Origin of the sequence: Emergencia sp. (assembly GCF_048465375.1) — a bacterium.
Classification (GTDB): Bacteria; Bacillota; Clostridia; order Peptostreptococcales; family Anaerovoracaceae; genus Senimuribacter.
Genome location: NZ_DBFWLQ010000024.1, coordinates 506950 through 533859, shown reverse-complemented (window position 1 = coordinate 533859; position 26910 = coordinate 506950). Strand labels below are relative to the sequence as shown.

The window sequence follows — 26910 nt, the reverse complement described above, 5'->3', positions numbered from 1 at the left end:
CAAAATGAGAAGAAAATTACTATCAATTGCAATTCTAATGATTGCAGGTATTGTGACGACGGAATGGATCGATCTACAGGTGCGGTGGTTACTGCCGTTCTTATGCCTGATACTGCTCTCTTTCTTCTGTAAGATTTCAAAACAACAGAAATTTTTTCGATGCCTCCTGATATCCTTCTGCACAGGATGCTTTTTGTTGTCGTATACCAACTATTCTGCGGAACACGGGCAGCTTTTTCAACAAATAGGCAAACCCTCAGTGTTATCAGCCACGGTGACAGGAGTAGAGCAGCTGGATGAAGAAAACTACAAATTACACTGTAATGTAGACGGAGAACGTTTGCTTTGCTCTTATTATCATTCGATGAACGAATATTGGAACTTAATTGGCTGTGAAATCACTTTCACTGCAGCTGTGGCAAGACCAAAGCCTGCTGGAAATCCGAGAACTTTTGATTATGCTCTATATCTAAAAACGAAAAAGACTTTTTTTACCGCTGTGATTGATGGATACCAAGTTGCAGCAAACGATCCTTCGCTTACAGATAAAATCAAACGTTTTATTCTGACCAGGAGAGAAAAACTGATGGAACAACTGCGCGTTGACTCTGCTGTAAAGGGTTTCATCAAAGGCGTCCTTTTTGGCGATACCGACAGTCTGGAGGAGGATATCTACAAGGAATTTCAGAAAAATGGAACCGCTCATATTCTCGCTGTCAGCGGACTTCATGTGGGAATTCTTTATGGTCTTTACAGAAAAGCCATTGGAAGAAGAAAGTCTCCTTTCATGGCGGGGCTTTTCTGCTTCCTGCTGGCTGTGTATGGTACTGCCACCCTCTGGTCTATCTCTGTGACGAGGGCGATTTTTTTAATCGTGCTCGTCCTCCTGGGGAATTTATGGGATCGCAGGTATGATACTGCGACAGCTTTAGCCGCGGCAGCCTTGCTGATTGTGATTGATAATCCTTATGCGGTCATGGGTGCCAGCTTTCAGATGTCATTTTTAGCTGTCCTTTCTCTGATTTTTTTCTCACCACTGTTAGAGAAAAAGTTCTGCAGCACATTATCGGTTATGATTTCTGTCCAGCTAGGCTTGATGCCGTATATAGCATATAATTTTAACTATATCTCTTTTATAGGTATATTGTGTAACATTCCTGTGGTTTTTATGATTTCTCTGCTGGTACCTGTTGGAATCACAGGATTCTTGTGGTTTACCATTACGGAACAACTCTTTCCTCTGCTGTCAGACTGCCTCAATGGACTAGGAACCTTCGTCATTGAAATCAATCGATTTTTCGCTGCAGATGGCATGTTCTCCTTTGATGTGGTATCGCCACCCCTTTGGGGAATCTGCCTATTGTACGGATTGATGTTCCTCATATCATCAGAACACTTCCGCATCTATTTCAAAAGAAAAGCGTTTCGATTACTGATACCGCAGACTGGTTTTATGATCCTCATGGTTATCTTTTCCTTTTTTGCTTGGTTTACTCCTTTTGATCGGGCCGCTATTATCTTTGTCGATGTGGGTCAGGGAGACTGTATTCATATGAAGTGCGATGACGGGAGAAATCTGCTCTTCGATGGAGGCGGAAATAGGAACTATAACATTGGAGAAAAAACTTTAAAACCCTACCTTCTGAAAAATGGGATAGGGACGGTAGAACTGGCTGCAGCTACTCATCTACATACGGACCACTATCTCGGATTACGTCAGCTATCCGAATGTTTCGATGTGAAACGACTTTTGACGAAAGACAGAGCTGGTCAGCGGATTGTCCTCAACAAAACGCAGTGGATTGATATTCTCTGGCCCGAGGAGCAGAATCCGGATGTGGATGATGAGAACTTGAACAGTTTGATTTTTAAAATTCATAGCCACGGCATTTCTGCTTTAATTACCGGAGATATCACGGAGGAAGGAGAAAGGGCGCTAGTGGAGAAATATAAGGGGACGACTGTGCTCCAATCAGATATTTTAAAAGTGGCTCATCACGGCAGCCCCTACAGCACGAGTGATATTTTTTTAGACGCGGTAAAACCGACTGTCGCAGTGATCAGTGTGGGGAAAAATAATTATGGTCATCCCAGCAACGTGGTCATTGAAAAATTGCGAAAAAAAGGTATAATGATATTTAGGACTGACCAATCGGGAGCAGTCGGCATCATCAATAGAAAAGGAAACATTACAATATGTACAAAAAACCAGTAAAACACAGCTTTAAAGTATTTTCGGAGAATCTGAAGAGTGGCAATATTGGCCAGGTTATTTTGATGTATGGCATCGAGCAATATCTGGTGAAATGGGCTGTTGATACGCTGGTAAAAAAATATGTCAACCCTGCGACCCTCTCCATGGACTACGTAGTCCTGGACGAGGAAAATGCATCTTGCAGTCAGGTCATCGAAGCCTGCGAAACTTTTTCTATGTTTTCGGAGCGGCGGATCGTCTGGGTGAGGAATTTTAAGCCCTTGACCAGCGATAGTGCTAAAGGTTATGCAAAAGAAGAAGTCAAAGGTCTGGCGGAATACATCGCCAGCAGCAATGATAAAACGATTTTAATTTTTTCCAGCGAGGAAATCAAAGCTTCTGCTATACTGCCAGCGGCACTGAAAAAGAAGGCGCAGCGTTATGATTTTGACAAGATTGATAAGGCGGAGTTCTCATCCTTTGCAAAGAAGAGATTTCGCGCTTCTGGCGTGGATATCACGGCCAGGGCCCTGCAGATGCTCATTGACACTACAGGTTATTTCAACAAGGAGAGTGATTACCGACTCTTCAATTTTGAAAATGATATTCAGAAAATTGTCGCACACAGCGACGGCAGCAAGGTGACGGAGGAGGATATCGAGAGGACTGTCTGCGGCGATTTGGATACTTTTGTCTTCGACATGCTGGACGGTATCAGCAGCAATCAGAAGGATAGAGCATTCCAAATCCTCTATAATATGCTTCATTCCGGCAGTGATCCCTTTTCCATTATCGGCGCCATCGTATCGCAGTTTGAACTGATGCTTTCAGTCAGACAGATGCGAGAAGATGGTTTAGACCTTTCTTCCATGCACAAAAAACTGGGTGGCAGTGAATACCGGATTAAGAAGCTGATTCCTTACGCTAACAAATATTCTGTCGAAAAGCTGAAAAACACTTTATCAGGTATCTACGAAGTGGATCGGAATATTAAAACTGGACTTTTAGACGGACAAATGGCCTTGGAAATGTTTATCGCTGGTATTTGATATGAAGAGAGGTGCAATATGAAAACGCAGTTAAAAGCAGACTTAATGTTGATCGTAGTAACCCTTTGCTGGGGAATTTCTTACTATTTGATCGATGTATCTCTGGCAGATATGGATTCCTTCACCCTTAACGCCCATCGTTTTTTAGGAGCATTTTTTGTGGCGGGAATTTTTGCTTTTCAAAAATTGAAGACAGTCAATAAGACGACGCTGCAGTACAGCTTTCTGATTGGCACCGTTTTAATCTTCGTTTATTCTGGCGCCACTTTTGGCGTAAAATATACCACCTTGTCCAATTCAGGATTCTTGTGTGCTTTGACGGTAATCTTTGTTCCAATGCTGGAGATGATTCTCTTTAAAAAGAAGCCCCATCGGAAAATTATCATCGCGGTGACGATGAGTCTGATCGGGATTATGCTTCTGACTTTAAAAGATGATTTTTCTTTCAATATGGGAAATTTGAAGGGAGATATTTTCTGTATTGTAGGAGCCATTGCTTATGCGGTAGATCTGATTTTGACAGAAAAAGCAGTTTCTCATGAGAAGGTCGATGCCTTTCAATTAGGCGTTTTTCAGTTAGGCGTAACGGGTGCATACATGCTGGTGCTTGCATTTATCTTTGAACAGCCACATCTGCCGACTTCGCCGCAAATTTTTATCAGTGTGGCATTTTTGTCTATCTTCTGTACAGGACTGGCTTTCATCGTGCAGGCCATTGCACAGCAATATACGACGGCGGCGCATGTAGGCATTATTTTCACCTTAGAACCTGTCTTTGCAGGCGTTGTGGCCTTCTTCCTGGCAGGTGAAGTTCTCTCGATAAAGTCCTATATTGGAGCAGTTATTATGATTGCTGCCCTCTTTGTGACAGAAGTGGACTTCAAAAATCTGGGCAGGAAAAAAGAAGCGGCGGCAAGCATTGCAGAGGCCGAAGATGTCGATCAACAGTCGTCCTGAATGAAATTTTCAGAAAGGAGCTATGACTAGATAGCTCTTTTTTTATAACAATTTAAGAAGTATCGTCAGATGAAATGCAAAAAATTGCAAAGGAGCCCCTTATGTCATGGAATGATATTGAAGAAATCATAACAGAAGTAAAGCCGATTTTCGATGCAGCTTCGGATGCTATCTGCATACAAAATATGCAAGGTGAAGTTGTCTATAGCAATCCATATTACGAGAAGATGATAAAGCGCAGCAATACAGAACTTGTGGAAGACGAACAGTACATATATAAAGGAACGTGTAAGACAGGAAAAATCGTAATATATCATGACATTTCCGAAGTAAATCGTCTGAAAAGGGAATTGGACCGCCTGAATCAAAAACTGCGTAAGGTACAAGTGAAATACAGCTTTAAAGATATTATAGGGAAAAACAAGGAACTGCTGAAAGTGATCAACACTGCAAAGATTGCAGCGATGACGCCTGCGACCATTATGATTCGTGGAGAGAGCGGTACTGGGAAAGAAATCTTTGCCAACGCCATACACAACAACAGCCCCAGAAGGACTGAAAAGTTTATCAAAATCAACTGCTCTTCGTTGCCGGAGGAACTTCTGGAAAGCGAACTCTTCGGCTACAAAGAAGGCGCGTTTACCGGGGCGCGCAGAGGAGGAAAGAGGGGGCTGTTTCAAGAAGCAGACAGAGGGACCTTGTTTCTGGACGAAATCGGAGATATCTCTTCCAAAATGCAGGTAAAGCTGCTACGTGTATTACAGGAAAAAGAAGTCATGCCTGTAGGTTCCACAGAAACCATTGCTGTCGATGTGAGGATCATCTGCGCTACCAATAAACCTTTAGAAGAAATGATTGCAGAAGGCAGCTTTCGAGAAGATCTCTATTACAGGCTCAACGTTTTTCCGCTCTTCATTCCGCCCCTTAGGGAACGAAAGGAAGACATTGGACTCATCGCCGAGTACCTTTTAAATCAATATAATGAGTTTTACAATAGAAAAATCTCAGAAATTGAACCGTCAGCAATTGATATTCTACAGCAAAGAGCGTGGTATGGAAACGTAAGGGAGCTGGAAAACGTGTTGTCCCGCGCCTTGATCAACATGGATGAAAATGAAGTCATTATGACAGCGGAAGACATAGATGCTGCGTTACGTGGCGAAACAATCCGGCCGTTAAAAAATGCAGGGCAAGAGAAAGAAGTCAAGCCAAGGCTGCCTATGAATCTGAAAGAGGCCGTAGAGCTTGCAGAAAGACAGTGCATAGAGGATGCGATTTCCCGCCATAACGGTGATAAGAACAAGGCTGCAGTCGATTTAGGCATTCCCTTGCGCACTCTATATTACAGATGTAGAAAGCTCGGCATTTAGGTTTGCAAGATTTTGCAATAATGCAAATATTTGCAGCAAAATCTTGCATTGTCGAAAAAGGATGCCTGCAAACATCTTGAAATATACTTGTAATTTATTTGGCACGGTATTTGCTATCCATTATATATATCTAATAATCGTGCCCTTTTCAAAAGACACGAAAATACAGGAGGATAGAAATGGATCATAATAAAGCTTTAAATGAGTTTACCGCTCAGTATTATCAGCAACTGGCAGCAGGTGTCTACAATAAGCCTGTGGAAATAGGAGCGGAAGACACCGCTCTTGTGATTATCGATGCACAGAAATGTGTAACGAAAGAGTATTTTGTCGAAGGCTATAAAGCCATGGGTGTCGATGTAGAGCCGTTGATGCCGGTTTTGAACCAACTAGAAGAAAATACGGGCAGATCTTTGAAAAACATAGAGAAAATTCTCACGAAGTGCAGAGAAAAGGGAATTCGTCCGATTCACGTGCGGATTCAGTCTCTATTGCCCGACGGCAAAGATACTGGAAGACTCCATGCATCGGCTGGCATGTTTTATCCGCCAGGAGGTCTGGCTTCCCAGTTCTGCGATGAGGCGAGACCCTTAGAGGGAGAAATCGTTTTGGACAAGACCTGTTCAGGTATCTGTACAGGCACACCGATTGACAGGGTTTTGCGAAATCTGCACATCAGAAAGACCATCGTTGTCGGTTTTTATACTGACCAATGTGTCAGCACTTCTATCCGGGACCTTTCAGATTTGGGATATGAAGTGGATATGATTGAAGATGCCATGAATGCTATGAGCCAGGAGCGCCATGAGAAAGCGCTGCAAGGCATCAAATTTATCTATGCGAATTGTGAAGACACGGAGAGTCTGCTGGCAAGATTAGAAGTTATATAGCCGAGGTAAAACGCGCATGAGATCACTTCGTACAATTGGTAATACGTCCTTTGGACGATTATATTATAAAAAGGAACGATTTATAAGATGGATATGAGAGAAAAGACAAATGGAGTGGATACATCAGCATCAAAAACTGCCCTTTTCCACGTCGTAGAAGTGCTGACAGAAGAGAATATGGAAAAGGTCGTCAGATGGAGAAGGCACCTTCATAGCCGCCCGGAACTGAGCTTTGAAGAGTTTGATACCGCAGATTTCATAGTGGAGAAACTGACTGCTATGGGGTATATGGTAAAACGCAATGTTGGCGGTACCGGCGTGGTGGCGACTTTCGAAAGTGGAAAGGAGGGACCGGTCATCGCCTTCAGAGCGGATATGGACGCTCTGCCGATTTTAGAAGAGACGGGGCTCCCCTTTGAGTCAGAAAGGGCAGGCCTCATGCATGCCTGCGGTCACGACGGCCATATGGCTATCCTGCTGGGAACGGCACAGATTATTTCCCAGCTAAAGGAGGCTTTCTGCGGCACTATCAAATTCATCTTTCAGCCAGGGGAAGAGGCGAATGGTGGAGCAAAATGTGTCATTCATGACGGCGTGCTGAAGAACCCTGACGTAGAAGGCATCTTTGGTCTGCATATGATTCCCGAACTTCCTGTCGGAACGATAGGCATAAAAGCCGGTTATTTATCTGCCACGGATGACGAATTTGTCATCCGCGTACAGGGAAAAGGAGCCCATTCCTCAGAACCAGAAACAGGCGTTAATGCTATCGTGATTGCTTCTCATATCGTGACAGCGATGGACTCCATCTTGAGTCACAATATCAATCCATTTGACGTAGCAACTCTCTCAATCTGCCAAATCAATGGTGGCGATGCTATCAATGTGGTTCCCGACAGCGTAGAGATGAAAGGAATGCTGAGGTGTATCGAAAAGGCTGACAAAGAAAAAATTCGCAAAAAGATGGAAAACATCGCAAGACATACGGCGCAGGCACTGGGAGGTGAAAGTGAAATCGAATTCATTCCCGGCTTCCCATCTGTTAACAATGATCCGGCACTGACCAAAATCACGATGAAGGCTGCCAGCCAAGTATTAAACAGAGAAGAGGATCTCTTTCTGATTGAGCGTCCCCATATGGGTTCTGAGGATTTTGCCTATTACCAAGAGGAGGTGCCAGGAGTTATGTTCATGCTGGGCTGCAGCCAGGAAGAAGTGGATACGGGAACACTCCACAGTCCTGCCTTAAATATAAATGAAAAATCTTTTTCTTACGGTATCAAAATTTTTACAGCCATTGCACTGGAAGTTTGCGGACTAAATTCTGGGGCGGATAGTTAAGAGTATGATAAAAAAGCGGCACGCTTGTCAGAAAGCTGCCGCTTTTTTTCATCTTCTAGTCAGAAAACTGCCGGTTTCCGCCTTGAGATCAAGAGGAAATATAGCTGCAATCAAAACTGTAGTGAAATTCTGACTTTGATAAACAAATAACTATACAAAACAATTGATTTTATTCACGAAAGTAAGTATAATGGGAGGTAAGTTTCGGAGACGGAATGGTTTCTATGGAGTGAAAAATATAGCAAGCAGGAGGAAACATTAATGAGTGAAAAATGTTGCTGTGGCGGATGCCAGAATGATCAGTTCAAAGAACTGCAGCCCGTTCTGGACAAGTACGCAAAAGTTCCTGGCAGTCTGATTACGATTTTACAGAAGGCGCAGGATATCTATGGATACCTATCTATAGACACAATCAACCACATTTCAGAAGCTACAGGAATTAAACCAGCTAAGATTTACGGAGTGGCTACTTTCTATGCACAATTCAGATTGCAGCCGATCGGCAAGAATCTGATCATGCTTTGTCAGGGTACTGCCTGTCACGTAAACGGGTCAGAGATGATTGAAGAGGCAGTCTGTGAATACCTCGGTATTCAGGATGGCGAGACGACAGAAGACGGCGTATTTACGCTGAATAACGTCGCTTGTCTTGGATGCTGTTCCCTTGCACCTGTCATGATGGTTCAGAGTGCTGATGGAGATGAGACCTACGGAAATCTAACAAAAGATAAAGTAGTGCAGATCCTGGCTGAAATCAGAGAAAGAGCTTAGGAGGTGCGAATATGAAAGTAATTATAGGACAGGGAAGCTGTGGTATCGCTACTGGCGCAAAGAAGACCCAGGCCGCATTTGAAGAGCAGATTAAAAAACAAGCTGTGGACGTAAAAATCGATTTTACAGGTTGTGTTGGAACATGTTATCTGGAACCAATCGTTGATGTTTATGAAGACGATGGAAAAATGACAAGATATGTCAAGGTACAGCCAGATAAAGTTGAGAAAATTGTAGAAGAACACCTGAAGGGTGGAAAACCGGTTGAGGAATATGCAATTTCAGAAGAAGATAAACAATTTATCGGAAAACAGCAGAGAGTCGTACTGAGACACTGCGGATTGATCAACCCGGAGAAAATTGAAGAATATCTGGCTGTAGGCGGATATGAAGCGACTAAAAAAGTTGTAACTTCTATGACGCAGGACGAAGTTATCGAAGAAATCAAGACTTCCGGTCTCAGAGGAAGAGGCGGTGCAGGATTCCCTACTTGGTTCAAATGGAATGCCGCTAAAGGAAATCCAGGGAAAAATAAATACATAGTATGTAATGCTGACGAAGGAGATCCGGGCGCTTTCATGGATCGTTCCGTCCTGGAAGGAGATCCGCATTCACTGATTGAGGGTATGATTATCGGCGGCTTTGCCATGGGTGCTACAGAAGGTATCATCTACTGCCGTGCTGAATATCCACTGGCAATCAAGAGGCTGGAAATCGCCATGGACCAGGCTAGAGAAAAAGGCTTCCTGGGCAAGAATATCTTTGGCAGCGGATACGACTTTGATCTGAGAATCAAAGCTGGTGCCGGTGCATTCGTATGTGGTGAAGAAACTGCGTTGATCGCATCGTTAGAAGGCGAAAGAGGTATGCCGAGATTGAAACCTCCATTCCCAGCAGCAAAGGGATATTGGCAGCAGCCGACAAATATCAACAATGTAGAAACTTTCGCCAACGTTTCCTGGATTATCGATAACGGCGGAGCAGCTTTTGGCGCTATGGGCACTGAACAGTCCAAAGGCACGAAAGTATTTGCTTTGGCAGGAAAGATCAAAAAGGGCGGTCTGGTAGAAGTACCGATGGGACTGCCTCTAAAGGACGTCATCTTTGGCATCGGCGGCGGTATCAAACAGGATAAAGAATTCAAAGCAGTACAGATGGGCGGACCGTCCGGCGGATGTATTCCTGCTTCCCTGATTGACACTCCGGTAACATATGAAGATATCAACAAGACAGGCGCTATCGTCGGCTCCGGCGGTATGATTGTCATGGACGAAAATACCTGTATGGTAGATATGGCGAGATATTTCCTCGACTTTACGAAGAAAGAGTCCTGTGGAAAATGTAACTACTGCAGAATCGGTACCAAGAGAATGCTGGAAATCCTAGAGAGAATCACTCGCGGTGAAGGCAGAGACGGTGATATCGAACTGCTGCAGGAATTAGCTGCAAAGATTAAAGACGGCGCTATGTGCGGTCTCGGTCAGACAGCTCCAAACCCTGTGTTGACAACAATCAAATACTTCAGAAACGAATATGAAGATCATATCTATAACCACAAATGTACAGCAAAATCATGTAAGGCGCTGATCACTTACGAGATCACTGACGCATGTAAGGGATGTACACTCTGTGCGAAGAGATGTCCAGTTGAAGCCATTACTGGCGAAGTCAAGGGCAAGCACGTTATCGATCAAGACAAATGTATCAAGTGCGGCAAGTGTGCAGAGAACTGCAAATTTGGTGCTATTGAGATCAAGTAGGGAGGAGGAAATACAATGAATAAATTCAGAATGAATATAGACGGCAAAGAAGTATTCGGCCTTCCTGGACAGACGATCTTGGAAGTAGCGAGAGAAAATGACATTTTCATTCCTACTCTTTGCTTTGATGAGAGAACGACCATCTATGGCGCATGCGGTCTGTGCGTTGTGGAAGTAGAAGGCAACCCGAAACTCTGTAAGGCTTGTGCAACGACCATTTCCGATGGTATGGTTGTTATGACGAATACAGATCGCGTGATTGAGTCCAGAAAGACCAATCTGGAGCTGTTAATTTCCAACCACAATGGTGACTGTAAAGCGCCATGTTCTTTGAACTGTCCGGCGGGAACTGACTGCCAGGGTTATGTAGGCCTTATCGCCAACGGAGAATTCGAAGCAGCACAGGAATTGATCAAGGACAAAATTCCACTTCCGGCTTCCATCGGAAGAGTCTGCCCGCACCCTTGCGAGGACAATTGCAGAAGAGCATTAATTGACGAACCAATCAGCATTGCCTCTCTGAAGAGATTCGCAGCTGATTACGATATGATGGCAGAAGAAGCTTTTGTTCCGGAAATCGATGAGCCGACTGGAAAATCTGTAGCAATCATCGGAGGTGGTCCGATGGGACTTTCCGCAGCTTACTTCTTGAGACAGAAGGGACACGATGTTACCATCTTTGACGCGATGCCGAAACTGGGAGGCATGCTGAGATATGGCATCCCTGAGTACAGACTGCCAAAAGAAGTCCTCGATGACGAAATCGACATCATCGCTTCTATGGGCGTAGAGATTGTGCCAAACACAAAGATCGGCGAAGATATGCCGTTTGAAACCATTCAGAATGACTTTGATGCAGTATTACTAGGTATCGGTGCTTGGGTTTCCACAGGCGTCGGCTGCCCTGGTGAAGACGCAGAAGGGGTTATCGGCGGTATCGACTTCCTGAGAAAGGTTGTCAGAAATGAGCATATCGACTTCGGTGAGAAGGTTGCCATTGTAGGCGGCGGAAATACAGCCATGGACGCCTGCAGAACTGCTGTCAGACTGGGCGCTAAGGAAGTTTATAATATCTATAGAAGAACAAAAGACGAAATGCCTGCTGACAGACTGGAAATCGAGGAAGGTGAAGAAGAAGGCGTAATCTTTAAGAACCTGACCAATCCACTAGAAATCGTCAAGGACGAAAACGGTCATGTGAAACAGGTGGTATTACAGGTTATGGAGCTGGGTGAACCGGATGCTTCAGGCAGAAGAAGACCAATTCCAGTAGAAGGAAAGACAGAGACCATCGATGTAGACACCATGATTCTGGCCATCGGTCAGGCTGTTGATGCGACTCCTTTCGAACTCGATAAGACGAGAAAAAATGCTATCGGTTATGATCCGGATACCTTCATGACCAGCATCCCAGGCGTATTTGCCGGCGGCGACTGCGGTAATGATAAGATTTCCATTGCGATCGAAGCCATTGCAGATGCTAACAAAGCAGCAATCGTCATTGACTCCTACTTAAACGGTGAAGCGGTCAGCTATGAAAAACCGTTTGTCGTAGAGAGAGACGACGTAACAGAAAAAACTTTTGAAGATAGAGAAAGACTCTGCAGAGAGAAGGCAGACCAGCTGACTGCTGCAGAGAGAAAAGATAACTTCTCTGAAGTCGTGTATGATGGCTTGACTGAAGATCAGGCTGTTGCTGAAGCATCCAGATGTTTGGAATGCGGATGTCACGATTATTACGAATGTAAGCTGATTGACTTCGCTAATCAGTACGATGTAAAACCGGAGAGACTTGCTGGCGATAAGAACATGATTGAATTTGAAGATGATCATCCGTTTATCGTCAGAGATCCAAACAAGTGTATCCTATGCGGACTCTGCGTGAGAGTTTGTGACGAGGTTATGGGCGTTGGTGCGCTGGGTCTTGTGAACAGAGGATTTGATACTGTTGTAAAACCAAACATGGAAAAATCACTCTGCGAGTCAGGCTGCGAATCTTGCGGACAGTGTGTAAGCGTTTGTCCGACTGGCGCTCTGCAGGAGAGACTGACGATACAGAAGGAAGTACCTCTTGAAACAGATATCACAGAGACGACTTGCTCCTACTGCTCCGTCGGCTGTACTTTGGATTTAGAATCTTATGGTGATATGCTGATTAAGGCAAATCCTTCCAAGGAAGGCGTAGTCAACGCCGGAATCTGCTGCGGCAAAGGGAAGTGGGGCTTCGATGCAGCACTCCTTGAGGGCAAAGAAGTAGATCCGATGATTAAAGACGGCGACGGATTTAGAATGACAGATTATCACGAAGCTATCGTCATGGCTGCAAAGAAGATGGAAGCTGTCAGAGTGAGACACGGAAATAGCGCTATTGCTGTTGCAATTTCTGACAGATATACTAATGAAGAAGCCTACGCGATGAAGAAGTTCGCCCAGACGATCGGCGCTAAGACTTTCTGCTTTAATGCAAGGCACAATGCACTTTCCGATGTGCTGGGAGTAAATGCATCACCGAATACGATTGACGAATTACTGCGTACAGATGTCATCATCGTACCGGGTTACATCAAGAATAGAAACGCTGTAGTATGGAATAAAATCAAACAGGCTGCAGAAGCAGGGGCAAAGGTTGTTGCCATCAACACGCCAGAAGCACAGACTGCTTTTGAATTTGCTGAAAAAGTCATCGATACAGACAACAGCACGGCATTCCTTGCGGGAATGGCTAAGGCTCTGATCGACATGGGCAAAACTTCAAATGTTGAAGGCTTCGATGCTTTCGCTGCCTCCGTTGCGGATGCCGAAGTCTGTGAGGAAATCAAGGCTGTCGCTGAACTCTATGCGGGAGCTAAGAAGGCGATGTTCGTATTCCAGCAGAACGTGGTATCCTGTGAAGCAGCGGCTCTGATTGCAGATATCGCCCTGCTGACTGGACACATCGGTAAGCCTAGAGACGGAATCTTAGAAGTAAAAGCAAAGAACAACTCTCAGGGTCTTGTGGACATGGGCATTCACGCTGGAGTTGAAGCGCTTGAAGGCGTCAAAGGCCTGATGATCTTTGGTGAAGATCCGAAAGATGCCGATCTGTCAGGCTTAGAATTCTTGGCCGTTTCTGACATTTATTTGACAGAGACTGCAAAGAAAGCTGACGTGTTCCTGCCGGGTACTGGATTTGCAAGTACAGACGGTACTTATACTAATACAGAGAGAAGACTTCTTCCAGTTGAAGCTGTCATTTGCGAAGATGTTGACTTCAGCAACTGGGAACTTGCAGCAGAACTTGCTCACGTCTTTGAAGAGGAATTCGGTTTTGAAGATGAGGTGGATATTTCCTTCGAAATGGACGATACCCTGCCGCTTTATAAATACGCTGAAATCGGCGAGGTTCTCGGCGGTGTGCTGACACCGGTTGAGCCGAAATTTGCAGCAGCAGAAGATGCAAAGATGGTAGATGAACTGCCTTGCACCGATGCACTGATGAACATGATGAGCGAAAGACTGCCGGGAGTCGTGCCTGCGACGCGCTAATCGCAGATAACTGTTGAAAAACAATTACAAGAATATGATATCAGCAAAAGACCACGCATTTTATGCGTGGTCTTTTCTTGGCTGCAAATGCTGCTATACCATGACGATTCCTCTGAAAATAGAATCGAAGATTATGATTCCATAATCGCTTCAATGAAGCTATCGATGATATCTTCTAAATGGCAGATCTTTTCCGGCGGCAGCTGGGATATTTTTTTCTCTAATAGAGTCACTGATGCTTCGGTTATTTTTCCCATCAACAGGTAATCGGTACTGATGTCCAAAGCCGTGGAGATGCGGACGATATTTTCAGGCCGCAGTGCTTTTTTGCCCAGCTCTGCGGTAGAAATGGTCTGCGGCATGACACCAGCTTTTTCAGCTAATTCTTCCTGTGTCATTCTGAGCTGCTTTCTTCGTTTCAGGATACGTGATCCCATTTGGGCCAATAAATTGTCCATAAATTTTTTCCTCCATACTATAGGAGTATTTTATCCGCTATGGCATGAATTATTAAGCGTCTATGGTTGCTAAAATTCGTCTATAGTAGTATAACGAAATTCGACAAACTGTGATATCAGCACTACTCAATGAGGATATAAAATGAAATATATACAAAATCGAAAACTGAATAAGGGAAGACAAAAAAGTGGCGGACAACGGTGTCGTTCAGCAGACTACAGCCTTCTTTCCTATTTTTCGGATACTTTTCTGTTTCAATATGACTGTAGAACTAACATGTTGACCTTTACGCCAAACCTTGCAAATCGTTTTCACAGTGGAGGGAAAAGAGGCTTTCGCGTTTTAGACCCGCGAGAACAGATGGATCTCGTTCATCCTGATGATGCAGAACTGCTGCGAAATATATTAAATGAAGCAGCAGAAAAGCCAGAATGCCAAAGTCAGAGCATCAACCTTCGTTTTGTGGACAATAGTGGAGTATATTGCTGGATGTGCTGCCAGATACGGGTTTTGACAGATGTACGCGGAATCCCAGAGCTGATTGTAGGCAAACTCTCTGATATTCAGGAACAGAGACTGAAAGAGCAGCGGCTGATTGAAAAAGCCTCTGTGGATTCCATGACCGGTATCTTGAATCGAAAAGCAGCCGACTATCAGATTGCAAAGAGACTATCCACTAGCGAAAAGGGCTTTCTATTTATGATTGATATAGACAATTTTAAACTGCTGAACGATACATTAGGGCATGCGGCAGGTGATGAAGCCCTCATTCATTTTGTATCTGAAATCAAAGACAGTTTTCGCCAGGAAGACTTGATCGGACGAGTAGGCGGAGATGAATTTATCGTATTTATGTCGAACACCGATCAAGAAGAGGCAGCCTGTATCAAAGCAGAGCATCTGCTGCTGCGACTGGCAAACTGGGAAAAATATGCTCTATCTGCCAGTATTGGAATTGCCAGCTATCCTCATGATGGAAGAAATTACCATGAATTATACAAAGCAGCAGATGCGGCTATGTATCAGGTGAAACAACGAGGAAAAAACGGTTACTACCTATTAAATAATAAGGGGCTATAGGAGAATTTTACTTTACTATAGCCCATTTTTATGCGATAATTTAATAAATTGAATATTCTAAAAATTACTCGCTGCATGTGAAATGGGAGGATATTGGCCATGACGCCAAAAAAGGTAAACGTTGCTTTTGAGGGGGTAAACAGGTTGTACACCTATTTTGACGATAGGCATGACTTATTGCCTGGAGACGTAGTATATGTCGAGGGCAAAATGTGGAGAAATCCAGGTCAGGTACAAGAAGTGACAGAAACGGATTTTCTCAATGAGAATCAATATAATCGGGTTTTAGAGAAGGTTACAGTCGAAGTACATGGCACTTACTACAGTTACGGTCCTTATATGTTCTGCTTTGACGAAGAGGCAATTTCCTTTCAACAGTTCAAATCCTGGGTATTGCCTCCTCAAAGAAAAGAGAACAGCAGGGCTGCAGGTGGATTTACTCTAGCCCTGAATGAGTTAGGATATTGCGATTTTGCATCAGAAATTGCCTTAGAACTAGGAATGGGCTGCTTTGAGAAAGAGCAAGTGGAGTTCCTATCACTGATTAATGGCAGAGGACAAGCCTTAGTAAATGATGGAACTTGGCATACTGTTATCTTTACATATGATGGCAAGAATGTTCTAAATGTTGTTTGCAAAAATGAGCCGGAAATATTTTGTGAACACTGTATTGGCACCTGTTTGACACTTCGAACGCTTTTGCAGGTATTGCAAAATGAGTTTTCTGATCACTGCGACGGCAAAGGATTTACGGCAGTAAATAGGAGCTTATTTTACAAAGTTGCGGCCTATAGCTTGAAAAAAATCACATTATGAACTTCTCTGGAAATACTTGAATAAAATTGTGGATAACTTCCATCTTGACAAGTGTGTAAAAACGTGTAACCCTTGATAATACTTGATTACATTGATTTTAATTATCCACATGTCATTGTGAAGAAAATTGTATACAATTTGGAAATAATTGTGCATAAGATGTGGAAAACGCTAAATTTAGGGAAAGTTATGATGTGGAAAAAGGTGCGACAAACTTAGACAAAGAAACAAAAAATCGGTCAAATTAAAAAAAGAAATTTCAGAATTTGAACGGCTGATTGCATTACTGCGTGGTTACTCAGTAAGAAAAAAGTAAGAATTTAAATATTCTGAACTTTTTGGTACAATAGACGTACTGATCTTGTGATATCGTCGCAAGGAGGGATTGTCATGGTATGATGGACTAAAAGTATACATTGTATTTTTGCCCAAACGTGTAAATTTTTGGTGAATTATGCTATACTGAAAAAATAGTTTTTATTGGCGGCAGAGAGCCGCTGTGATTGGAGGTTTATTAAAGAATGGAAAGACTGTACATGAAGTCGAAAGACAGTGCACAGATGGCAGTAGAGGGTCTGTACAGAGATCTGGAAAGAAGAATTATTTCCAGCCCCGCGGGTCAGTGTCCTGTGGACATGGCTTCGGCGTTTCTCAGAATGTGCCATGCACAAAGTTGTGGTAAATGTGTTCCATGCAGAGTAGGTTTAGGACAGCTTCAGATTATGATTGAAGATATTTTGTCCATGGACACCAATACTGATCTAAAAATATTAAAGAAATTAGAAAAAACGGCAAAGGCAATTCAGGTTTCATCTGACTGTGCCATCGGCGTAGAAGCTGCAACCATGGTCCTGAAAGGGCTTGCAGGATTCCGTGAAGATTATGAATCTCACATTCTCAATCATTGCTGTGCTGACAATGTCATTAATCAGAGGCAGTCAGTACCTTGCGTAGGCGCCTGTCCGGCTGGCGTAGACGTGCCGGGATACATTTCGCTAGTTCATGCTGGCAGATATGATGATGCAATCAGGCTGATCAGAAAGGACAATCCGTTCCCGACAGTCTGTGCACTGATTTGTGAACATCCGTGTGAGGAAAAATGCAGAAGAAATATCATCGATGCGCCGCTGAACATCAGAGGCGTCAAAAGGTATGCCGTTGATAATTGTTCAGAAAAGGTTTTGGTTCCAGAGAAGATGGACGACACAGGTAAGAGAATTGCAGTCATCGGAGGCGGTCCTTCCGGACTTTCTGCCGCCTATTTCCTGTCCATTATGGGACATCATGTGACAGTATATGAAAAGAGAACGCAGTTAGGCGGTATGCTTCGATATGGTATTCCAAGCTACAGGCTGCCGAGAGAAAGACTGCAGTGGGATATCGATGCCATTGCGGCGACGGGCGTCGAATTTAAAACTGACTATGATGTGCAGTCGGAAGAATCAATTCAGAAGATCAAAGAGAACTACGATGCAATCTACATATCCATCGGTTCCCATAACCATAAAGATATCGGCATTCCAGGTGAATATGCGAAGGGTGTCGTTCCGGCAGTAGAGATGCTTCGTGGTATCGGCGACGATGCCATGCCTAACTTCAACGGAAGATCTGTTGCGGTCATCGGCGGGGGAAATGTAGCAATGGACGTAGCCAGAACAGCAAAACGTCTGGGTGCATCAGAAGTCTGTATCGTATATAGAAGAAGACGCGATGATATGACAGCGCTGCCAGATGAAATAAACGGTGCAATTGCAGAAGGATGCCAGCTGTTCCAGCTGAAAGCGCCTTCAGAAATTATCGTGGATAAAAACGGCAAGGTGAAAGGTCTCTATGTGCAGCCTCAGATTGCAGGAGAAGCTGATAAGTCAGGCAGACCGAGGCCGGTGGACGCAGACCAGCCGAGAGAAAAAATCCTCTGTGATATCGTCATTTCGGCAATCGGTCAGGCGACTGATCTTGAATTCTTTGAAAACTATGGAATTCCAGTATTCAGAGGGAATATCAAGACCGAAAAAAGCAATGTGGTCGACAAGGTACAAGGCATCTATGCGGGAGGAGACTGCGTAACGGGTCCTTCTACTGTCATCAATGCCGTTGCTGCCGGCAAGGTAGCGGCAGCAAATATAGATGCTTACCTGGGATATAATCATCAGATTGAAGTGGATGTAGAGATTCCGGCACCTCTAACTGAAGATAAGAAAGCGAGAGGCAGAATTGAACTGAAGGAACGTTATGCTTCAGAACGAGGCGGAGACTTTGGAGAAGTTGAACTTCCGATGACGAGAGAGGAGTCATTGACAGAGTGCGCAAGATGTCTCAGATGTGACACCTGCGGCTATGGATCATTTAGAGGAGGCAGAGAGCAGAAATGGTAAATTTAAAAATAGACGGACAGAAGCTATCCGTTCCTGCCGGAACAACGATTCTGGAGGCAGCGGAAAAAGTAGGAATTAAAATTCCGCATCTCTGCTATTTAAAGGATATCAACGAAATAGCGGCGTGCAGAGTATGCCTCGTAGAAAAAGTTGGTATGGATAAATTGGTTACGGCTTGCAACACAGAAGTCGAGGAGGGGGTGGAAATTCTCACCAACAGCCCGAGAGTAAGAGAAGTGAGAAGAATCAACGTAGAACTGATTCTTTCTGATCACGACTGCAAATGTGTACAGTGTGTTAAGAGCGGCAACTGCACCTTGCAGAGAATTTCCAACGACCTGGGTATCATTGAACAGCCGTACAAGAATATTCATGAAGTAAATCGCTGGGATTTTGATCTGCCGATTATCCGAGAGGCATCCAAATGCGTAAAATGTTTGCGCTGCGTTCAAATTTGTGACAAAATTCAGAGCCTCAATGTATGGGATATTACAGGTTCTGGTTACAGGGCATCTGTAGGCGTTGGCAACAACAGAAAAATTACGAATGCTGACTGCGCTCTTTGCGGACAGTGCATTACACATTGCCCTGTAGGTGCGCTCCGGGAGAGAGACGATATCGGTATCCTGCGCGACGCCCTGGCTGATCCGGACAAGATCACTATGGTACAGATTGCGCCGGCTATCAGGACTGCCTGGGCAGAGGGCATTGGCATGTCAAAGACGGAAGCGACTACAGGCAAGCTGGTCAGCGCTCTCAGGAGAATCGGCTTTGACTATATCTTCGATACGACTTACACTGCGGACTTAACCATTATGGAAGAGGGTAGTGAATTCATCGAGCGGTTTACCCATAAGGAAGATTACAGCTGGCCGATGTTTACCTCCTGCTGTCCAGGCTGGGTCAGATTTGCAAAGACACAGTATCCGGATTACGTGAAGAATTTATCGACGGCAAAATCACCGCAGCAGATGTTCGGTGCCATGGCAAAGACTTTTATCGCACAAAAACTGGGCATTGATCCCGACAAGATTTTTTCTGTTTCTATCATGCCTTGCTTGTCAAAAAAGTATGAACACAACGTGGATCAAGTGGACGATGCGGGACATGGAAAAGATGTAGATCTGGTACTCACGACGAGAGAGTTGGACCGCCTGATCAGAGCGGATAACATTCAGCCGGATGATTTGAAAGAAGAAACCTTTGATCCGATTTTTGGTGAGGGATCTGGTGCAGGCGTTATCTTCGGAGCCACAGGCGGAGTGATGGAAGCTGCTCTGCGCAGTGCATATTTCTTGATTACCGGGGAAAATCCGGAGCCAGACAGCTTTAAAAGCGTGCGCGGCATGAAGGGCTGGAAAGAAGCGACCTTTGAAATCAAGGGACTTCAGGTCCGGGTTGCTGTCGCAAGTGGTCTCGGCAATACCAGAAGGCTCATGGAAGCCATCAGAAAAGGCGAGGTTCATTATGATTTTGTCGAAATCATGGCATGTCCTGGCGGATGTGTGGGCGGAGGCGGCCAGCCTGTTCACGACGGCTGCGAATATGCCGCACCAAGAGGCGAGATCCTCTACGGCTTGGACAAATTCTCCGGTCTCCGCTTTTCCCATGAGAACTCGGCGGTACAGCTGACCTATGAGGAGTATCTGGAAAAACCAAACTCCCATAGAGCACATGAGCTCTTACATACGGATTTGGAGAACTGGGATTTGGATATGAAACTCTAAGACGAATACAGAAGGTGAGAACCGACTTTTGCAGAAGATGCGAGAGTCGGTTCTTTTGTTCGCCTGATATTGAAAAATGATGTAGAATTACTGTCTACTCGAATTATGTATAACAAATCATGCTTTTTCTTGTGATTTTTTTTGATTTGGCGTATACTAATAAGACAAGAAATGATATTGAACTGAAAAAATAAAAGAAGGAGGAGCCGCATGCAGATTGAATCTATAAAGATCAAAAATTATCGTGTGTTTCAGGATGTTGAAGTCAAGGAAATACCGAATATGGCGGTTTTTTTAGGTATGAATGGAGTGGGCAAAACCACTTTCTTTGATGTCTTTGGATTTCTTCATGATGCACTGCAGTCTAATGTGCGGGCAGCACTGGCAAAGCGAGGTGGTTTTAATGAAGTCAGATCCAGAGGTCAAGATGGAGATATTGAATTTGAAATTAAGTTTCGACCGTCAGAAAATGAGCCGTTGATTACTTATCAGCTTGAAATTTGCCTTTCTGAGGATAAAAAACCTGTGATTAAAAAAGAAATCATGAGATTTCGTAGAGGACAGATGGGCGCCCCATGGAAAATACTTGATTTTTCTTTTGGTGAGGGCTTGGCTGCTGCGGGAGATCTTGTGAAATATGAAGATGTTCAGTTAGCCAAACGAGACAGCCAGAAACTCGATTCTCCTGATATTTTGGCAATTAAGGGGCTAGGCCAGTTTAAGGAATTTATTGCGGTATCTCAGTTGCGCAGACTGATAGAAGATTGGTATGTGTCAGATTTTCATATCGAAGACGCCAGAGGAACAAAGGATGCAGGATACAGTGAGAGAATTTCTCCGTCGGGAGATAATCTTGCTTTAGTTGCTAAATATATTTATGATAATCACCAGGAAATATTTGAAGAAATTTTAGTTTCTATGGAAAAACGAGTTCCGGGAATATCTAAGGTCGAAGCACAAGAGACTGCCGATGGCAGGATTGTGCTGCGGTTTCAGGATGGAAATTTTGAAGACCCCTTTGTCTCTAGATTTGTGTCAGACGGTACGATCAAAATGTTTACGTATTTAATTTTACTACATGATCCTGAGAAACATGCACTTTTGTGTGTCGAAGAACCGGAGAATCAACTGTATCCCAACCTTTTGGAGGAATTGACGGAAGAATTCAGGAGTTATGCGCTCGATGGCGGACAGGTGTTCATTTCGACACATTCTCCGGATTTTTTGAATGCAGTTGAACTGAATGAATTATTTTGCCTGATAAAAAAAGATGGATATACGAGAATTCAAAAGGCATCTGAAAGTCAGATTATTCGTGAATTATATGATGCAGGCGACCAGCTTGGACAACTGTGGAGACAAGGGGTGTTGCTTGAAGAGGTAGGAAAATGAACTTGATTTTTTTGTTAGAAGAGCGTTCTATGAAGGAGGTACTGGATATTATCCTGCCTAAAATCTTGCCTGGCGAGGTTACCTTTATTACGATCCCCCATAATGGAAAAAGTGATTTGGAAGCATCAATTCCGAAAAAACTGAAGTCCTGGAATCAGCCAAATACAAAGTTTGTAATTATCAGGGATCAGGATAGCGGGGACTGTGTTGATGTGAAGCAGAAGTTAAAGGAATTGAGTAGCCCATATAACCGTGATGTCTTGATTCGAATAGCCTGTCGGGAATTAGAATCATGGTATTTTGGTGACTTAGAGGCGGTATCGGCAGCATATGGGAAAGATGTAGCTAAATTGTCACAAAAATCTAAATATAGGGTACCGGATAGAATCGGAAATCCAAAAGATGAGTTAAAAAAACTAATCCCTAAACATCAGCAAATTGATGGAGCTAGAAAAATTGCAGTACATATGGATATCGCACGAAACACGTCAGAAAGTTTTAAGTGTTTCGTATCGGGTGTAAAAAGATTATGCAATACTGATTAACGGAACCGTATTTAGAAGAGTTGGAGTGCAATCGCACGGTAAGTTCGCTAAATTAAAAAATCGAACCTTTGCAGTACAACATTGCAGAGGTTCGTTTTTTTTGAAGGCATTGAGAATGTATTTCATACAACAGGGTATGCAGATATCTTGCTACTTGCTGAGATATTGCCAGATTTTTAGAGAAATCAGCAGATGCAGCCGTTTGTCGCTGTCATCAAGCTCCAGATTGTACTCCTTTTCCAGCCTGCTGATGTGATAGAGCACGTTGTTTCTGTGCATATGGAGGACTTCTGCCGCCTGGGTCAGCTGCCTGTCATTTTCCAGATAGGCCGTCAGAATCTCCAAAGGCGAAGCCGTACCTGTCTGCTTCTTTGCGGCAATCTGCCGGATAACAGGATTACAGAAATTGTCCAGAGGACTTACCTTGCTGCAGGTTTCGAAGAAATGCTCGAGCCAGTAGTCCTCGTATAAGATCAGGCATTTTTTTGTGTCAGATTCCAGATCATAGGCGACACGGCATTGCTCATAGGCATTGGTGATTTTTGTAATACAGTCAAAACTCTTACTTACACTACAGCGTAGCCGCCTTTGAGACAATTCTTCTCCGATTACAGCCTGGATTTCATCAATCTGCTCTCGGAATTTTTTGGTGGACAAATCCTTCAGCTGCAGCAGCACCAACACATCTTTGCCGTAAGAAAAGACCTTTGCTGAAGGCAGCAGTGTAGCTAGAGAGTTGATAATGAAGCGGACAGGTACGGAATTGAAATCTTCAAACCTCAGCACCATCAGAGCAAAGTCCCCATCAAAAGATAAGCCTACATACTTGATTCTGTCGGCAATGGTCGTCTCGTCCTTGAGAGAACCGCTCAAGATGTCTGTAAGAACATAGTCATATACGGCATTTTTGGCATTATAGAGCTTCAGGTTGTCCAAGATCAAGTCACAAAGGACGTTGAACAGGTACACCTGATAATCCCTGCTGGCAGAATCCAGCAGCAAAATCACGCCGTGGCCTAAGACTGCCGTCTTCGTCTGTATGATTCTGATGTAATCCCTGTGCTGCCGCAAGTCCTTTGGCTCTGATTCCGCAGCGCCCTGTCGGTTCAAGCTGAGAAATACTTTTTCGTGTTCAAAAAAACTGATGTATTCATTGGGCAGATATCCCTGCCTGACTACTTCGTTGAAAATCTGATCCTCCACATCCATATGCTCTGTCGCACCGATGATTTTCAAACTGGGGTCGTAAATCAACATAGGTGCTTGAATGATCGATTCTGATGCACTGAGCATCTCCTGCACAGAGACATTTTCGATAACCATTCGTTCTAACTTAGAATGCCAGTCCTTAAAAGATACATAAATCTCTTGTAAGATGTTTAAAAAAAGTGCGACTTCCATAGGGCTGTACAGGAAGACCTGCCTGCCATTTTTGATGGTGGATTTTGCTCTGTCGTCGATGCAGACGATGTAGAGTTCCTCGGGAATTCCGTCCTGCAGAATTGGGTGAGAGCCATCGCACACGTAAAGACAGTCGTATTTTAAATGTATTTTCTCAATTGGCAGCAATCTGACGCCAGTCAGACCTTTTTCTTTGTCTAAAGCGGATATATCAAAGCGTATCTGGGGCTGCTCCATGAACAGCCTGGTAAAAATCAAATCCATCGTTATTTTCATCGGTTTACCTCCACATCTACTGTACACCCTATTGTAGGATATTACAATAAGGATGAGCGGATTTTTCTGAAAATTGTAAGTTCTGTAAATGAATTAAATGCGTTGCAGCAATATAATGGAGACAGAGAATGTAAAAAATTACAAAGAGGAGGATGTCCGATGAATACCATTATAGTCAATAAAGAACAGTGCATCGGCTGCAAAATTTGCTTCAAAGCCTGTTTTATCGATGTCATCAAATGGGATGATGTTGCAAAAAGACCGATCATTCAATATCCCGAGGAGTGTGTCCAATGCATGTTCTGCGAGCTGAACTGCCCGAAACGGGCGATTAAAGTAGAACCGGATTACGACAGTTATCTGTTCCCAAGGGAATATATCTGCAGAATGAACAAGGAGGAACAAAAGAATGGCTGAAAGAATCAAAACTGATATTTTGGTAATCGGCGGCAGCCTGGCAGGAATGGCAGCGGCCATTACGGCAAAAGAAGCAAATCCGCAGACAGAAGTCACGGTAGTTGAAAAGTATACCGCAGGTTATGCAGGCAAAGCAAACCGCGGCGCTGGAATCATGACCATGCTTGGGGACGCAAAACCGGAGGACTATGTCGCTTATCATACCAAGTACATAGGGGATTATCTGAACGATCAGGAAGCCCAGCTGCAGTATGCTGACAATCTCAACCGAGGAGTAGAACTGCTGGATAAGTGGTCAGGCGGTAAAATTGACAAGAAAGAAGACGGCTCCTTTAAGACGCTGAAATGGCTGGCACAGGTGCAGGGAAAGGATGAGAATGGACAATTCGTCTTTGATGAACCAGATCATTTTCCGTGGACGCTGGTAGCCATAGATCTTGACTTCATGGTTAATGTAAGGAAATACGCACAGAAGACTGGTATTAAATTTGTTGATAGAACTGGTGTCGTGGATTTGCTGCTGGCAGACGGAAAAATCGGTGGCGCAGTCGGCTACAATATTGATGACTGCAGTCAGACGGTTTTTCAGGCAAAAGCAGTGGTCCTTGCTACAGGTTCTCAGAATTACCGCATCATGCCGATGTGGTCGCCAGGAAGGGGAGAGGGGTTGGCAGCAGCCTTCAGAGCAGGTGCGAAATTCAGAAACTGTGAATTCGGTTCCTTCTACAACTGGATCAGCCTACAGAACTTCGAATCCAACATGGGAGTAGAATTTGCACTCTATAACGACAAAGGCGAGAATGTCGGTCTTGCGCATACCCAGGGAGAGCACCCTGACGTGGACCAGGATTCACTGGCTGAGTGGTATAAGCAGACCGTGGCGGGAAACGGCCCTATGCATTATCGGCAGCATGAGAATCCTTTGATGCCTTATCTGATGACGACGCTTGCTTGCGATGACTATTTTCATAGACCTTTTGCAGACGCTTTCTGGGGAAGCCTCTTCTTCAACGCTTATTCCCAGCAGATTAGTGACGAAATCGTACCGGGGTTGATTGGAGAGTTTTCTGGACTGATGGTGGATAAGGATATGAAAACGACCCTCGATGGACTCTTTGCGGCAGGTGATATCTGTTATGGCGGAAGTGCTGCGGCAGGAGCAGTTCCACCTCCGCCAGGCAGAGTAAGAGGCAGTGGTTTGGCTTTTGCCCAGAACTCAGGCTGTATTGCTGGCAGAAGTGTGGCGGAATATGTGGTGAACACATCGCACGGAGCAATCGACGAAGATGACATCAGAACCATCGATCAGAGGTTTAGGAAGCCGATGAAAAAAGGAGGAAGTGTCACGGTGATGGAGTTTTTGCCAAAGATCCACAGAGTGATGCAGCCGCTGGAAAACAGCCTGTACCGGAAAGAGGAGCGCTTGCAGGCAGCTTTGGTGGAAATAGAAAAACTGCAGGCCGAATTGGGGACGCTGAAGGCGGAATCTGCCCACGACCTCTTTGGGTGTAATGAAGTCCAGTCGATGCTGCTCTGTGCGAAGCTGTTCTTTACGACATCTCTCTACAGAAAAGAATCCAGAGGCTGGTTCCTGCGAGAAGATTATCCTGATCATGGCAAAGAATTGACGTGGTACACGGCAACGCCGACAGGTGAGGGCACGGATTTTGTTGTAGAGCCGATGAAACTTCCTATCGAGAAGTATCCAAATAAGGAGGTAGAATAATGGAAATGAAAGAAAAAACGGCAATGCCTTTGAATGAAATAGAAAGCAGACGAATCTATGCAAAGTACTTTACCGAACAAATGGCAGAACCAAATCCGCAGCTGATGGCAGACTTGTTAAAAGGACCGATGGACGCTGGCCTTGCAATCTATCCGGAGGATGCAGCAAAATTACTGGAGCCGGGATATGTGAATGGAGAAACAGGCTACTGCATTTTGGATAACGGCGCAGGATATCTGGCGGTCAATAACAAATTTCCTGGAGCTACCCTTGACATGATAAAGTGGTGGTTCGCCTGGCATCCGTTAGAACAGGCGAGGTACAGAATCTGGAACCCATACTGCCATCAGTCTGTGGCTGTTTCGGATCAGGATCGAGAGAAGATTCTCAATCCAAACCTTCCTGTAGAAGAAAAAATTGCTGACGTAGTCCATTTTGTCATGGAGGATATCGGCGGAGGGATGGAAGATGTTGTGATTCACTTCAGACCTACAGAAGAATTGGGTTTCTCAAAAGAAGACTTAGCAAAACAGCATGCTTACATCATTGGCGGATATGGACTCACTGAAAACCGTGCACATCCGACAGGGAAAACACCTGCCATTATGATGCATTATTACAGAGAGACTACAGAGGGAATCGAGTCCAGAACCCGGTTCTGGCTGGGGTACCGCATCATCAAGGGCAATCCCGTGTGTGTACTACCGAAAGGCATCAAAGTACCAGAGATCGTACCAATGGGCCTGGCTTTTCACAATGTAGAAGAGTTTTCACATTTGGCAAGTTTCCTGCCGCAGTTGTATAAAGAGTTGGGGGAGAACAAACAGATTCAATAATTT

General features: G+C 44.3%; 20 protein-coding genes. 18 read left to right on the top strand and 2 right to left on the bottom strand.

The genetic code is table 11. The annotated features are described in order from the left end of the window. Nucleotides 1-4 precede the first annotated feature (4 nt). The 9 genes from ACMQ5W_RS17680 (at nt 5) to ACMQ5W_RS17640 (ending at nt 13857) form a co-directional block, all read left to right on the top strand. Nucleotides 5-2215, top strand: coding sequence for a DNA internalization-related competence protein ComEC/Rec2 (locus tag ACMQ5W_RS17680; protein WP_419026308.1), 2211 nt, complete (start codon nt 5-7; stop codon nt 2213-2215). After that, a complete protein-coding gene (holA, locus tag ACMQ5W_RS17675; RefSeq protein ID WP_419026307.1) occupies nt 2197-3243 on the top strand; it encodes a DNA polymerase III subunit delta in 1047 nt (348 codons plus the stop codon). Before ACMQ5W_RS17680 ends, holA begins: the two co-directional genes overlap by 19 nt. Nucleotides 3244-3261: 18 nt before the next feature. Continuing rightward, nucleotides 3262-4200 (top strand): DMT family transporter, encoded by a 939-nt coding sequence (locus ACMQ5W_RS17670; RefSeq protein ID WP_419026306.1) that lies wholly within the window; start codon nt 3262-3264, stop codon nt 4198-4200. A 101-nt stretch (nt 4201-4301) separates the two neighbouring features. Then, nucleotides 4302-5570: a sigma-54 interaction domain-containing protein gene (locus ACMQ5W_RS17665; RefSeq protein WP_419026305.1), complete on the top strand. Its 1269-nt coding sequence runs from the start codon at nt 4302-4304 to the stop codon at nt 5568-5570. A 179-nt stretch (nt 5571-5749) separates the two neighbouring features. Further along, the gene (locus ACMQ5W_RS17660) at nt 5750-6460 is read left to right on the top strand and encodes an isochorismatase family cysteine hydrolase (protein WP_419026304.1); all 711 of its coding nucleotides are present in this window, start codon (nt 5750-5752) and stop codon (nt 6458-6460) included. An 87-nt stretch (nt 6461-6547) separates the two neighbouring features. Beyond that, a complete protein-coding gene (locus tag ACMQ5W_RS17655) occupies nt 6548-7801 on the top strand; it encodes a M20 metallopeptidase family protein (protein WP_419026303.1) in 1254 nt (417 codons plus the stop codon). Nucleotides 7802-8062: 261 nt separating this feature from the next. Further along, complete coding sequence (nuoE, locus tag ACMQ5W_RS17650) at nt 8063-8572, top strand: NADH-quinone oxidoreductase subunit NuoE (RefSeq protein WP_067542376.1); 510 nt, start codon at nt 8063-8065, stop codon at nt 8570-8572. An 11-nt stretch (nt 8573-8583) separates the two neighbouring features. Further along, complete coding sequence (locus tag ACMQ5W_RS17645; RefSeq protein WP_419026302.1) at nt 8584-10332, top strand: NADH-ubiquinone oxidoreductase-F iron-sulfur binding region domain-containing protein; 1749 nt, start codon at nt 8584-8586, stop codon at nt 10330-10332. Between the two features lie 15 nt (nt 10333-10347). After that, on the top strand, nt 10348-13857 hold the full coding sequence (locus ACMQ5W_RS17640; RefSeq protein WP_419026301.1) for an FAD-dependent oxidoreductase: 3510 nt from the start codon (nt 10348-10350) through the stop codon (nt 13855-13857). Between the two features lie 131 nt (nt 13858-13988). Here ACMQ5W_RS17640 and ACMQ5W_RS17635 read toward each other — a convergent pair whose 3' ends face one another. After that, nucleotides 13989-14315: a helix-turn-helix domain-containing protein gene (locus ACMQ5W_RS17635; protein WP_148491864.1), complete on the bottom strand. Its 327-nt coding sequence runs from the start codon at nt 14313-14315 to the stop codon at nt 13989-13991. 142 nt (nt 14316-14457) lie between these two features. On the opposite strand from ACMQ5W_RS17635, the gene ACMQ5W_RS17630 reads away from it, so the two are divergent. The 6 genes from ACMQ5W_RS17630 (at nt 14458) to ACMQ5W_RS17605 (ending at nt 22251) form a co-directional block, all read left to right on the top strand. After that, nucleotides 14458-15396, top strand: coding sequence for a diguanylate cyclase (locus ACMQ5W_RS17630; RefSeq protein WP_419026300.1), 939 nt, complete (start codon nt 14458-14460; stop codon nt 15394-15396). A 99-nt stretch (nt 15397-15495) separates the two neighbouring features. Further along, nucleotides 15496-16212, top strand: a complete 717-nt coding sequence (locus tag ACMQ5W_RS17625) for a hypothetical protein (protein ID WP_419026299.1) — start codon at nt 15496-15498, stop codon at nt 16210-16212. A 521-nt stretch (nt 16213-16733) separates the two neighbouring features. After that, entirely contained in the window at nt 16734-18587 is a 1854-nt protein-coding gene (locus tag ACMQ5W_RS17620; RefSeq protein WP_419026298.1) for an NAD(P)-binding protein, read from the top strand. Then, complete coding sequence (locus ACMQ5W_RS17615; RefSeq protein WP_419026297.1) at nt 18581-20314, top strand: [FeFe] hydrogenase, group A; 1734 nt, start codon at nt 18581-18583, stop codon at nt 20312-20314. Before ACMQ5W_RS17620 ends, ACMQ5W_RS17615 begins: the two co-directional genes overlap by 7 nt. A 210-nt stretch (nt 20315-20524) precedes the next feature. Then, nucleotides 20525-21706, top strand: coding sequence for an AAA family ATPase (locus ACMQ5W_RS17610; RefSeq protein WP_419026296.1), 1182 nt, complete (start codon nt 20525-20527; stop codon nt 21704-21706). Continuing rightward, nucleotides 21703-22251, top strand: coding sequence for a DUF4276 family protein (locus ACMQ5W_RS17605; protein ID WP_419026295.1), 549 nt, complete (start codon nt 21703-21705; stop codon nt 22249-22251). The genes ACMQ5W_RS17610 and ACMQ5W_RS17605 overlap by 4 nt, the downstream gene beginning before the upstream one ends. 150 nt (nt 22252-22401) lie before the next feature. Here the strand turns inward: ACMQ5W_RS17605 and ACMQ5W_RS17600 are convergent, their stop codons facing one another. Continuing rightward, nucleotides 22402-23928: a PucR family transcriptional regulator gene (locus tag ACMQ5W_RS17600; RefSeq protein WP_419026294.1), complete on the bottom strand. Its 1527-nt coding sequence runs from the start codon at nt 23926-23928 to the stop codon at nt 22402-22404. A 159-nt stretch (nt 23929-24087) separates the two neighbouring features. Between ACMQ5W_RS17600 and ACMQ5W_RS17595 the strand changes: the two genes are divergently transcribed. The 3 genes from ACMQ5W_RS17595 to ACMQ5W_RS17585 are packed head-to-tail and all read left to right on the top strand — an operon-like array spanning nt 24088 to nt 26907. Next, entirely contained in the window at nt 24088-24345 is a 258-nt protein-coding gene (locus ACMQ5W_RS17595; protein ID WP_419026293.1) for a 4Fe-4S dicluster domain-containing protein, read from the top strand. After that, entirely contained in the window at nt 24338-26071 is a 1734-nt protein-coding gene (locus ACMQ5W_RS17590; protein WP_419026292.1) for an FAD-dependent oxidoreductase, read from the top strand. The genes ACMQ5W_RS17595 and ACMQ5W_RS17590 overlap by 8 nt, the downstream gene beginning before the upstream one ends. Beyond that, the gene (locus ACMQ5W_RS17585; RefSeq protein WP_419026291.1) at nt 26071-26907 is read left to right on the top strand and encodes a DAPG hydrolase family protein; all 837 of its coding nucleotides are present in this window, start codon (nt 26071-26073) and stop codon (nt 26905-26907) included. The genes ACMQ5W_RS17590 and ACMQ5W_RS17585 overlap by 1 nt, the downstream gene beginning before the upstream one ends. Nucleotides 26908-26910: the final 3 nt, after the last annotated feature.

Bases quoted from the DNA above. Each gene is read 5' to 3' on its own strand.
- ACMQ5W_RS17680 (WP_419026308.1), top strand. From the start codon at position 5: ATGAGAAGAAAATTACTATCAATTGCAATTCTAATGATTGCAGGTATT.
- holA (WP_419026307.1), top strand. From the start codon at position 2,197: ATGTACAAAAAACCAGTAAAACACAGCTTTAAAGTATTTTCGGAGAAT.
- ACMQ5W_RS17670 (WP_419026306.1), top strand. From the start codon at position 3,262: ATGAAAACGCAGTTAAAAGCAGACTTAATGTTGATCGTAGTAACCCTT.
- ACMQ5W_RS17665 (WP_419026305.1), top strand. From the start codon at position 4,302: ATGTCATGGAATGATATTGAAGAAATCATAACAGAAGTAAAGCCGATT.
- ACMQ5W_RS17660 (WP_419026304.1), top strand. From the start codon at position 5,750: ATGGATCATAATAAAGCTTTAAATGAGTTTACCGCTCAGTATTATCAG.
- ACMQ5W_RS17655 (WP_419026303.1), top strand. From the start codon at position 6,548: ATGGATATGAGAGAAAAGACAAATGGAGTGGATACATCAGCATCAAAA.
- nuoE (WP_067542376.1), top strand. From the start codon at position 8,063: ATGAGTGAAAAATGTTGCTGTGGCGGATGCCAGAATGATCAGTTCAAA.
- ACMQ5W_RS17645 (WP_419026302.1), top strand. From the start codon at position 8,584: ATGAAAGTAATTATAGGACAGGGAAGCTGTGGTATCGCTACTGGCGCA.
- ACMQ5W_RS17640 (WP_419026301.1), top strand. From the start codon at position 10,348: ATGAATAAATTCAGAATGAATATAGACGGCAAAGAAGTATTCGGCCTT.
- ACMQ5W_RS17635 (WP_148491864.1), bottom strand. From the start codon at position 14,315: ATGGACAATTTATTGGCCCAAATGGGATCACGTATCCTGAAACGAAGA.
- ACMQ5W_RS17630 (WP_419026300.1), top strand. From the start codon at position 14,458: ATGAAATATATACAAAATCGAAAACTGAATAAGGGAAGACAAAAAAGT.
- ACMQ5W_RS17625 (WP_419026299.1), top strand. From the start codon at position 15,496: ATGACGCCAAAAAAGGTAAACGTTGCTTTTGAGGGGGTAAACAGGTTG.
- ACMQ5W_RS17620 (WP_419026298.1), top strand. From the start codon at position 16,734: ATGGAAAGACTGTACATGAAGTCGAAAGACAGTGCACAGATGGCAGTA.
- ACMQ5W_RS17615 (WP_419026297.1), top strand. From the start codon at position 18,581: ATGGTAAATTTAAAAATAGACGGACAGAAGCTATCCGTTCCTGCCGGA.
- ACMQ5W_RS17610 (WP_419026296.1), top strand. From the start codon at position 20,525: ATGCAGATTGAATCTATAAAGATCAAAAATTATCGTGTGTTTCAGGAT.
- ACMQ5W_RS17605 (WP_419026295.1), top strand. From the start codon at position 21,703: ATGAACTTGATTTTTTTGTTAGAAGAGCGTTCTATGAAGGAGGTACTG.
- ACMQ5W_RS17600 (WP_419026294.1), bottom strand. From the start codon at position 23,928: ATGAAAATAACGATGGATTTGATTTTTACCAGGCTGTTCATGGAGCAG.
- ACMQ5W_RS17595 (WP_419026293.1), top strand. From the start codon at position 24,088: ATGAATACCATTATAGTCAATAAAGAACAGTGCATCGGCTGCAAAATT.
- ACMQ5W_RS17590 (WP_419026292.1), top strand. From the start codon at position 24,338: ATGGCTGAAAGAATCAAAACTGATATTTTGGTAATCGGCGGCAGCCTG.
- ACMQ5W_RS17585 (WP_419026291.1), top strand. From the start codon at position 26,071: ATGGAAATGAAAGAAAAAACGGCAATGCCTTTGAATGAAATAGAAAGC.